Raw genomic sequence first — 6,473 nt, 5'->3', positions numbered from 1 at the left:
CGGATGGACAGCTGCTCGCGCAGGGCCCACCGCCTGATGACACTCAGTGTCGCCACGTCAATCACTCCAGTGCTCCTGCCGCAAATAGCGGCAGGCTAGGGTTCATACGTGGGTCAGGTTTGAACGGAAATCACTGAATGGGGTGGGTCAGGTTTCGGAGGAAATCAACACCGCCGCAGCCTCCTGGTCGTGTTGACCGGAAAGCGCGTGCCTATGCAGCCGAGATCGCGCAGCTCCACGCACAGGGCTACACGCTGAACGTGATCCGGCAGGCCCTAGCGGCAGTTGGCATCAACGTGAGCATCAGCACGGTATGGCGCGAGGTAACGCGGCTCAACGGAAGCGAGCGCAAGCCCGTGACGCTTCCGGCACAGGCTGACCAAGGAGCAATGCTTCCTTCACTGCCTGCCCCGGCCAATCCCACCCCGGTCGCGTCGCCGGTTGCACCACTGCCCATCACCACTTCGCGCCTCGGCAAAGAAGTTGCCGAGGCTTTCGCTCGCACTCAGAGCACCAACCCCCTCATCCGCGCAAAGGAGCAACGATGAAAGTCGCAGTGATCAACTTCTCGGGCAACGTGGGCAAGACCACCATCTCGCGCCACTTGCTTTTGCCGCGCATCCCTGGCGCAGAACTCATCTCGATCGAAAGCCTCAACAGCGGCGAAGGTCAGGGCCAGGCCCTGCGTGGCCGGCAGTTTGGCGAGCTGCAGGAGTACTTGCAAACCGTGGAAAGCGCCGTCGTCGACATCGGCGCCAGCAACGTCGAGGACCTGTTGAACCTCATGGAGCTGTACCGCGGCAGCCAGGAGGACTTCGACTATTTTGTCGTGCCCACTGTGCCGCCCGTGAAACAGCAGCAGGACACGATCGCAACGCTTGTGGAACTCTCGCAGTTGGGTGTGACGCCTTCTCGGCTGAAGGTGGTTTTCAACATGGCGGAGCTGGGAATCCCAGTCCAGCAGTCGTTCTACTTCGTGCTCGCCTTCCTCAAAGAGCAGCCCATTGCCACGCCCGATCCGGCCTGCCGGCTGGGCGCCAACGAGATCTATGCACGCATTCGCGGTGGGACCCAAGACCTCTCGCAACTGGCTACCGACAATACCGACTACAAGGCGCAAATCCAGCAGGCGCCAAGTTCACAGGAAAAGATGGTCTTGGCGCAGAAGCTAGCAACCCGTCGACTGGCCAGCGGTGTCGTGCCAGAGCTGGACGCTTGCTTTGCCGCACTGCGTCTGGGTGGGCCAGCTACCACGCCCGGACGCCCGACACAGCGGAAACAGAATGAGCAGCGCGCGTGAGGCATTGATCGCCGAAGCGCTTGGCGACGTCGGCGCTTTGCTCGATCGCGTCGAAATGGTCTCGGCGGCACTACAAGACACCTGTCAGGCGGTCGTACAAGCCTCTGCCGACCTCAAAGCTGAAACTGCCACCGTCAACCGAAATGCCGCGCTCGTCATGGAGAACGCGACTATCCACGCGCTTAGACACATGGCCCGGCGTTCGGACGAGATTGCGCGGGCCGCCGCTGAGACCGAGACCCGGGCCATGGAAGCAGCCGCACGCAAGCTATTCAAGGACGAGCTGGCCCCGGCCTTCGACAGGCTTGCCCGTTCGCTCGACGGCCGTGCAGAAACTCGCAAGGTATTCTGGGGATCTCCTGCCGCGCACGCTGTGACGGCTATCGCCGCTTCTGCCTCAACGTGGACGCTCGCGGTTTTCTTGCTCACGCCGTAGCGCTGCAAACGAGGTTGGCATGCAGTTGGAGATCCACTAGATTTCCGAAGCCTCCAGATTGAGCATCACAGGCAGGGTAGCGCGCGATGGCAGCTTGGCAGTTCGACGTAGCAGCAGTATTTGAGTACGGCGATCAAACGCTTCCACCACTGCTGAGACGCCGTGCACAAACCATCCTGGCTGAGAGTTTTGAGCCGCCCCGGCAGATGACGAAAAGCTGGTGGATCTACGGCCCTGAGGCGGGGAACCGCATCGACCTGGTCGTCGGCGACGACGGCACTTGTGAACTGTCGGCTCGGATCGATGCCCGCTCAGACGCGGACTCGTTCCTCAACTGCTGGCTGATCTTGATGCTTGAGCTGAACTGCTCGCTCTACGCACCCGAGCTGGACCGGTCGTTTCCCGCAGATATCGTGTCCCTCAAGGAGGCACTTCAGTCATCGACAGCGTGGCGCTACGCGCTGGCTTGCAGATGAACTCCAGCTCTGGCGGCCAGACGAATACGCTTCGCCGCGTCTCGCGGCGTATCGATTACGAATGTCCAGTCGTGATGCCACCAAGCGATTACCTCAGCCGCATCTGCAATGGTGCGGGCCGACAGCACCTGGCCTACCTCAACTCGAACCGCCTCCCACCAGTTGTCACCTTCGCCGTCTTGCGCTCGAACGTTGATCGCAGCCCGATAGATGGCCTTGGCTTTCTTTAGCGCGAGCGTGGACATAGGTTGAGCCCTAGTGGTAGTCGTCTTCCAGCTGATGCCGCGCCGCCAGCACGGTCACGGTCGACGCATTCTCAATCTCGAACAGTACGACATAGCCCGACCGCCCGAAAGGCACGATCAGTTCGCGCAGGAACGGGCTCAGCGCCGCTTTGCGGCAGGTGAAGGGCGACGTCTTGAGCGTTGCGATACCGGCGTGCAACGCGTCAATAGCAGCGCTGGCCAGCTCGAGATTGCCGCCGTCACGGGCGAGCTCCCGCTCCAGCACGAAATCAAACAGCTCATCGAGATCCCGCTCGGCCGCACGGGTCAGCCTGACCCTGAAGCTCACTTGCGCTTCTTCGCGATCTGAGCCCGCGCTGCGTCCAGCTTGCGCTGCAGATTGCCGAGCACGACGTCGGCTTCCACATAGTCGCCCGTCCGACGTGCCGCGTCCCGCGAACGCAGCCCACGGGCGATGAACTCGGTCTGGACCTGGCGCCGATGAACATGGGCACGCACCGAGGCCTCCACGAACTCCGACAGGGTCTCGCCCTCGGTGAGCACGGCCTCCATCTCCGCACGGAGGTCGGGCTCCACGCGCACTGCCGGGATCGTCGAGGTCTTCATGGATAAATTGTAGTGCAATTGCATTACACCGCCGCGACTGGCCCAGTAAGAGGCGTGGCGAAGTCAAGGCAGCGCTGAGGGTCAGTGTCATGGATGGCCCCCGCCCGATGGCACAACTACTGTCCGGCCATGCTGCGCCGCGCCGTGTGCCGAGAAGGCGCTGGATTCGGTGTCGAATCCAGCGCGCCGGCATCACTGCACCTTGATCTTGCGCATCTCCTCGGCCAGCATCCACAACGCGCGATTGAGGCTCACACCTCGATCGATGCTGCCCACGGGCCGGGTGTGAAGCCGCCGCCCTTGCGAGCTGCGGCCAGGCTGACCACCACGGATCACGTTTTCCTGCACACGCTGAAACGTCGTCCACAGGCTGTGGCCGGCGTCTTCAGGCCTGCGCGCCTGGATGAGCTGTTGAGCTGTCACCGGCGCCGGCCGATGGCCACCGGTTTCCTCCACGACCCGCTCGCCGAACCGCAGCGCGAGAGCTGCAGTGGCGAACGCCATCTCCTCTGGCGCTTCAAGCTGTAGTGCCTTCATGGCCTCTGCGTGCGCTTCGACCGCCTCGAACTCGTCGAGCACGCGAAACGCGCCCTCGATGACCTCGTCTTGGATGTTGCCCTTGTGAGGGATGCGGATGTCATCCACGACGTCGCCGACCACCAAGCCGTTGCAGCAGACGAAGCGGAACATGCCCGCGAGCATCTGGTACGAGCTCGCACCGTCGTGGCTGTTGATCAGGATGATCTCGTTGGCCTCGGGCTTGGTCTGGACCTGCCCGGCATGCCGCATGCGGATCATGTGCTTGGTGAACTCCGTCTTGCCTTCGACGCGACTGGAGCCTTGGGCCACCATCAAAGGCTCAAAGCCTTCCTTGCGCAGGCCGCGCAGGACGTCGATGGTCGGGATGTAGGTGTAGCGCTCCGAGCGGCTGACATGCTTGCCCGCCGCAAAGATGGACGGCGCTGCTGCGCGCATCTGGTCCTCTGTGAGGGGTTCATCGCTGCGCAGCGTGCGCGAAGTGCGGCCAGAAAAACGGGTGGCCAGCGTGGGATGGGTCGAGTACATGATGGATTCCTTCGATCGTTGATGGCTTCGAAGGGCGGACAAAACGCAAGCTGCGAAGCCCGCCCCGATGGGGTCAGGCATCGGCATGCACCGGCCGTCGTGCATCGCTGGACCGGGTGCGCCGCGCCTCGCCTTCGGCACGGGTATCGAGGTAGTCGATCTCCTCGGCCGTGAACTCCATGCCGTTGACCGTCGCGCCGTCCTTCTCGTAGTTGTTGTTGCGCACGCGACCGACGATGTTCACGTGCGAACCACGGCCCAAGAAGTCGGCGGCGTTCTCGGCCAGGCTGCCCCACAGCGTCCATTGAATGGCGGTGGCCGTCTCTTCCCGAGCGTCGCCAGAGCCGCGCACCGAATTGCTGATCGCCGTCACAGTCGCCTTGGTGATGCGGCCTTCAGGACGCGGGACGAACTGAACCACCACCGGTCCCGCGAGGTGGGCATTGCGTTGAATGACTAGAACGTTGGCCATGACCAATCTCCTCTCGTGAAAGATCAGCCGGGCTCCAGGTTGGTTGCCCTACATGAAGATCCTTCACTTGGACTCCTCGCACCCGCCCACGGGCGGGCGGGGGGTGGGCATGGCCCCTTCCCATGGGAAGGGGTTGGGGATGGGGTCGGGTTCGAACGCAGCCGAAGCAGTGCGCCGGTTCCCCGGCCCACCGTATAAAGATCCCCCGCAAGTCCCCCTCACCCAGGGACGGGGGTTGCGGGGGAGYGCGGTGGGACGACCAGCGCACAGGCTGCCCCTCTACGGGCGACGGAGCCCCGCGGCCGATGTACCAGCTCGCCTGGCGCAGCGGTCGCAACGAAGTCGCACGCATCACCCGAGCAGCGGCGGCCCCGCGGCCGGCGTGACACCAAGCGCAGCGACTGGCGCGACGGTCGAGCCGCTGCGAGCACTTCTCGGTCTTCGCGGCCCGGCTACGGGCTTGGCGAGTGCGAGGGGTGGCGATCTGGCCGGCCAGGCGCGCAGCGCGGTCGATCAGGACCGGCCTGTTCGCCAAGCGGGCCCGTTCACGCGCAGCGAGAAGGAAATCGGCCCGCGGTCCCCGAACACGGGAGGGCCGCGCCTCGCAAACCACGCGTGCGCAGCACGCCACGCCACGTCGCACAGCGACGCAAGGGGTGTTGCCCCGGCGGCCCAGGGGAACGCCTGGAAGAGCCGCCCGCGCCGGCCGCCTCAGCGGCCGGCGCGGGTCGGGCCGCTCACTTGCGACCCGTGATCTGCAGCGCGCGATCACCTCACGTCGGCCAGCCATCGAGGACCTGGTGGCCAATGGCGGCCACTCGGCGATTACCAATAGTCGACGCGCACAAACAGGCGTTTTTCGACTATCATTAAAACGCGAATTTCACCAATAAGGGCCGTTTATGAAGGACGCAGCGTTTGCAGGCACCCCGAGCCAGGTCGTAGCAGCGAGAGGTCTGCTGGACTTGTCACAAGAACTACTGGCCCGCGCAGCCGGAGTCTCATCCAGCACTTTGCGCGACATCGAAGCAGGCCGGCGGCCCATGGACGGTGAAGCGGCTCGCATGGTCAGCCTAGAACTGACCAACCAAGGCATCGACTTCACACCCTCCGATGCCTACTACGGGCCAGGCGTGCGCTTGGTGCACAACCGACCTACCTTGCTTCGTCGGCCAACCGTGGTCACGAAGTGGGAAGGCGTACCGCTCGAGGTGGAGTTTCAAGGGCAGGCGCAGGTGGTCTTCGTTTCGAGAGAGGCTTTGGCGGACTTGGCGACCCTCGCTAGCGACGCGCCGGATGACGAGCTGCTCAAAGCGGCTTGGCAATACCGAGGCCAGATTCTGGAAGCCGCCTGGCGCCAGATGCTCAATCCTGCACAAATGGACAAGCTGGGCCGGGTCTTTATCCGGACTACTGACCTGAACCTGGCGGCGCTGATGGAGCCACGGATTTTTGCAAGCATCAACCTGCTTTTCGAGCATGCCCTCGTCCGGTTAGACCCGTTGCCGCGCCGAATCTGGCGTGGCGTGGAAGGCGAGCCGCAGGATCACGTTTGGTGGGTGCGCGGGGTCGACCGTGAAAGGGGAGCAATCACGATAGCTAATGAATCGACGGGCCACTACCTGTGGCTCTTCTATCCCGCGCACGTGTGGTCTGTCGAACGCGCGGAACTGGCTTCCGGCAATCGAGCCAACTTTGTATTGCAGCTGAGCGTGCAGGTGGTGTTCGAAGATGGCCATGCGCGCCTCGAAAGGCTGCCGACATCTCCGAGTCGCTGAGCGCTCGGCGCCTGCAGAACCTTCCAACGCCAAACCGCGACAGTCCGCTTTTGCCGGAACGGGCCGCGCGCCGCCCAGGCAACGCCTCGGCGGCG

The 6,473-nt window shown here is 63.6% G+C and carries 9 protein-coding genes; 4 read left to right on the top strand and 5 right to left on the bottom strand.

The window, feature by feature from the left end:
• The first annotated feature begins 544 nt into the window (after nt 1-544).
• The 3 genes from stbB (at nt 545) to ACXJKJ_RS18525 (ending at nt 2,212) form a co-directional block, all read left to right on the top strand.
• Nucleotides 545-1,300: a StbB family protein gene (gene stbB / locus ACXJKJ_RS18535; protein WP_457391529.1), complete on the top strand. Its 756-nt coding sequence runs from the start codon at nt 545-547 to the stop codon at nt 1,298-1,300.
• The gene (locus tag ACXJKJ_RS18530) at nt 1,284-1,736 is read left to right on the top strand and encodes a hypothetical protein (RefSeq protein ID WP_457391528.1); all 453 of its coding nucleotides are present in this window, start codon (nt 1,284-1,286) and stop codon (nt 1,734-1,736) included. Before stbB ends, ACXJKJ_RS18530 begins: the two co-directional genes overlap by 17 nt.
• A gap of 86 nt (nt 1,737-1,822) precedes the next feature.
• Nucleotides 1,823-2,212, top strand: coding sequence for a hypothetical protein (locus ACXJKJ_RS18525; protein WP_457391526.1), 390 nt, complete (start codon nt 1,823-1,825; stop codon nt 2,210-2,212).
• Here the strand turns inward: ACXJKJ_RS18525 and ACXJKJ_RS18520 are convergent.
• The 5 genes from ACXJKJ_RS18520 to ACXJKJ_RS18500 all read right to left on the bottom strand — a co-directional run bounded on the left by ACXJKJ_RS18520 (nt 2,191) and on the right by ACXJKJ_RS18500 (nt 4,600).
• The gene (locus tag ACXJKJ_RS18520) at nt 2,191-2,457 is read right to left on the bottom strand and encodes a hypothetical protein (RefSeq protein WP_457391525.1); all 267 of its coding nucleotides are present in this window, start codon (nt 2,455-2,457) and stop codon (nt 2,191-2,193) included. The two genes, ACXJKJ_RS18525 and ACXJKJ_RS18520, sit on opposite strands and share 22 nt — an antisense overlap.
• A gap of 10 nt (nt 2,458-2,467) precedes the next feature.
• On the bottom strand, nt 2,468-2,785 hold the full coding sequence (locus ACXJKJ_RS18515; protein WP_457391524.1) for a type II toxin-antitoxin system RelE/ParE family toxin: 318 nt from the start codon (nt 2,783-2,785) through the stop codon (nt 2,468-2,470).
• Nucleotides 2,782-3,063: a YlcI/YnfO family protein gene (locus ACXJKJ_RS18510; RefSeq protein ID WP_457391523.1), complete on the bottom strand. Its 282-nt coding sequence runs from the start codon at nt 3,061-3,063 to the stop codon at nt 2,782-2,784. The genes ACXJKJ_RS18515 and ACXJKJ_RS18510 overlap by 4 nt, the downstream gene beginning before the upstream one ends.
• Before the next feature lie 192 nt (nt 3,064-3,255).
• The gene (locus ACXJKJ_RS18505; RefSeq protein WP_457391530.1) at nt 3,256-4,128 is read right to left on the bottom strand and encodes a DUF932 domain-containing protein; all 873 of its coding nucleotides are present in this window, start codon (nt 4,126-4,128) and stop codon (nt 3,256-3,258) included.
• Between the two features lie 73 nt (nt 4,129-4,201).
• The gene (locus ACXJKJ_RS18500; RefSeq protein WP_457391521.1) at nt 4,202-4,600 is read right to left on the bottom strand and encodes a single-stranded DNA-binding protein; all 399 of its coding nucleotides are present in this window, start codon (nt 4,598-4,600) and stop codon (nt 4,202-4,204) included.
• A gap of 902 nt (nt 4,601-5,502) precedes the next feature.
• Here ACXJKJ_RS18500 and ACXJKJ_RS18495 point away from each other — a divergent pair.
• The gene (locus ACXJKJ_RS18495) at nt 5,503-6,378 is read left to right on the top strand and encodes a helix-turn-helix domain-containing protein (RefSeq protein ID WP_457391520.1); all 876 of its coding nucleotides are present in this window, start codon (nt 5,503-5,505) and stop codon (nt 6,376-6,378) included.
• Nucleotides 6,379-6,473: the final 95 nt, after the last annotated feature.

The sequence above is a fragment of the Roseateles sp. P5_E1 genome, from assembly GCF_054049335.1.
The sequence above is the reverse complement of the archived record's forward strand: the minus strand, read 5'-3'. Positions and strand labels throughout refer to the sequence as shown.